Below are 2,964 nucleotides of genomic sequence, written 5' to 3'. Positions count from 1 at the left end.
GCGTGCCGCCCGTGCCACCGGTTCCGAAGTCCAAGGGCCTGCCGGCCCACGCCGGAACGGGCAGCACGGTGATCGGCCTGGTGGACGACCCCAAGGCCGGGCTCGCCTATCCCCGGCTGGCCGCCCCCTGGACCATCCCCGGCTCCTCGCCGTTCTCCCGGGCACAGCGGGCGGGCAAGTGGCGCGTGCCCTACACGATGCTGGTGTCCGGCCTGCTCCCCGGTACCGCGCACGCGTCGCCGTCCGGGGAGGCCGCGCTGCGCGCGGCGGCCGCCGCCGGGGCCAGGTGGTCGCTGGGCGCCCACCATCCGCCGGGCTCCACGCTGGCCTGGACCGGCTCGCGCCGGCTCACCACGGGCAAGGGGTGGGTGCTCACCTACACGGTGACCTACCGGGCGGGCGGCGCCAAGCACACCTCGCGCGCCGCGATCGTCGTGGCCGACACCGGCAAGCGCAGGCCCGGCATGGTCCTGATGAGCGTTCCGGACACCCGCAAGGCGCTGTGGCCGGACATCTCTAAGGTGGTCAACGGCGTCAGACCGGGCTGAGCGGGATTTCCGGACGTCTCCCGGGGGCGTCCGCACCAGAATATGATTCTGCGAGCGCCGGTATGCCCGGCCGGAGCAGCACGCGGGGAAGGTGGACGATGGCGATCGGATTCAGCGAGGAACACCAGGCCCTACGGGATTCGGTGTCCGGCTGGCTGGAGAGGCACGTCCCCGCCGAGGCCGTCCGCGCGGCGGTCGCCGCCGGTTCCGCCGAGGCCGGGCCGGAGGACGCGACCACGCGGCCCGCGTTCTGGCACGCCCTCGCCGGTCAGGGCCTGCTCGGCCTGCACCTGCCGGAGAAGTACGGCGGCTCCGGCTACGGCCTGCTGGAGACCGCCATCGTCGTCGAGGCCCTCGCCGAACGCCTTACCCCCGGCCCCTACCTGCCCACCGTCCTGGCCTCCGCCGCGATCTCGGCCGCGACCGGCAAGGCCCCCGCCGAGCTGCTGCCCGGCCTGGCCGGCGGCGGCCTGACCGGCGCGGTCGCGCTGAGCGGCGGCGGCCTCACCGGCACCAGGAACGACGACGGCACGCTCACCATCGACGGCAGGGCCGAGCCGGTGGCGGGCGGCGCGCAGGCCGACGTGCTGGTGCTGCCGGTGCGCACCGAGCAGGGCGAGGAGTGGGTGGCGCTGCCCCGAGAGAGCGTGACGGTCACGCCGCTGCCCGCCCTGGACCTCACCCGCGGCGTGGCCATGGTCGCGGTGCCGGCGCTCGTCGTACCGGCCGAGCGGGTGCTCGACGGGCTGACCCGCGCCCGGATGGACGACCTCGCGGCGATCCTGCTCGGCGCGGAGGCGGCGGGGGTCGCCGCCTGGTGCGTGTCGGCGGCGGCCGGGCACGCCAGGACGCGCGAGCAGTTCGGCCGCCCGATCGGGCAGTTCCAGGCGGTCAAGCACAAGATCGCGCGGATGCTGGTGGCGCTCGAACAGGCCCGCGCCACCGTCTGGGACGCGGCCAGGTCCGCCGGGCAGGGCGACGAGGCGGCCTTCGCCGCCGCGGTGGCCGGGGTCACCGCCCCCGACGCCGCGGTCCGGTGCGCGGCCGACGCCATCCAGACCTTCGGCGGCATCGGCTACACCTACGACCACGAGGCGCACCTGTACTACCGCCGCGCGCTGACGCTGCGCGCGCTGCTCGGCCCTTCGGCGGGCTGGGCCTCGGCGGTGGCCGGGCATGCGCTGGGCGGCGTGAGCCGTTCCATGCGGATCGACCTGCCGTCCGGCGCGGAGCCGGTACGGGCCCGGCTGCGCGAGGAGGTCGCCGAGGTCGCCCGCCTGTCCGGCGCGGCGCAGCGCCGGGCGGTCGCGGCGGCCGGGTTCGTCATGCCGCACCTGCCCCGCCCATGGGGCCGCGCGGCGGGCCCGCTGGAACAGGTGCTCATCGCCCAGGCACTGCGGGCCGCCAAGGTGCGCACACCGCACATGCTCATCGGCGCGTGGATGGTGCCCTCCATCGCGATGTACGGCACGCCCGAGCAGCAGGAGCGCTTCCTGCCGCGCACGCTGAGCGGCGAGCTGGCCTGGTGCCAGTTGTTCAGCGAGCCGGGCGCGGGCTCGGACCTCGCGTCGCTGGCCACCCGGGCCGAGCGCGCGCCCGGCGGCTGGCGGCTCACCGGGCAGAAGGTCTGGACGTCCTTCGCCAAGACCGCCGAGTGGGCCATCTGCCTGGCCAGGACCAGCCCGGACAAGCCCAAGCGGGAGGGCATCACCTACTTCCTGGTGGACATGAAGTCCCCCGGCGTGACGGTCAGCCCGCTGACCGAGATGACCGGCGAGGCCCTGTTCAACGCGGTCTACCTGGACGGCGTCTTCGTGCCCGACGACCAGGTGGTCGGCGCGGTGGACGACGGGTGGCGGGTGGCCCGCAACACGCTGTCCAACGAGCGGGTGCTGCTGTCGTCGGGGCCGGGGCGGTCCGGCGCGGCCGTACCGGACCTGCTCGGGCTGGTCGGGCGGCTCGGCCGCGAACCGTCGCCCGCCGAGCGCGCCGAGATCGCCGCGGTGGTCTGCGAGGCGCACGCCATCGAGGCGCTGGCGCTGCGGGTGACCCTGAGGCAACTCGCGGGCGGCGAGCCGGGCGCGGAGGCGTCGGTACGCAAGGTGCTGTCCACCGCGCACGCCCAGCGCGTGGCCGAGTGCGCGGTCACGCTGCTCGGCACGGCCGCGGTGACCGCCGCCGACACCAAACTCGGCGACGCCGGCTACTGGACGCGCGCGATCCTCGCCACCCGCGCCATGACCATCTACGGCGGCACCACCGAGGTCCAGCTCAACATCATCGCCGAACGCATGCTCGGCCTCCCCCGAGACCCCGAACCGGGCGGCTGACCCGGCAGGAGTGGCAACACCCGGCAGGAGGGAATGAGCCAGGTACGGCGGCGGGCACCCAGCCCCCCGCCCAGAAAGGCCCACCA

The 2,964-nt window shown here is 75.4% G+C and carries 2 protein-coding genes; both read left to right on the top strand.

Going from position 1 to position 2,964, the window contains the following annotated elements; all coding sequences use genetic code 11:
- Positions 1-548, top strand: a 548-nt coding sequence (locus C1I98_RS42260; RefSeq protein ID WP_158558367.1) for a hypothetical protein, incomplete at its 5' end; no start/stop codon positions are given.
- Positions 549-646: 98 nt separating this feature from the next.
- Positions 647-2,878 (top strand): acyl-CoA dehydrogenase family protein, encoded by a 2,232-nt coding sequence (locus tag C1I98_RS37335; protein WP_111171974.1) that lies wholly within the window; start codon positions 647-649, stop codon positions 2,876-2,878.
- The last annotated feature ends 86 nt before the right edge of the window (positions 2,879-2,964 follow it).

Source organism: Spongiactinospora gelatinilytica, from assembly GCF_003236385.1.
Lineage (GTDB): Bacteria > Actinomycetota > Actinomycetes > Streptosporangiales > Streptosporangiaceae > Spongiactinospora > Spongiactinospora gelatinilytica.
This window is presented reverse-complemented; position numbering and strand designations above follow the sequence as displayed.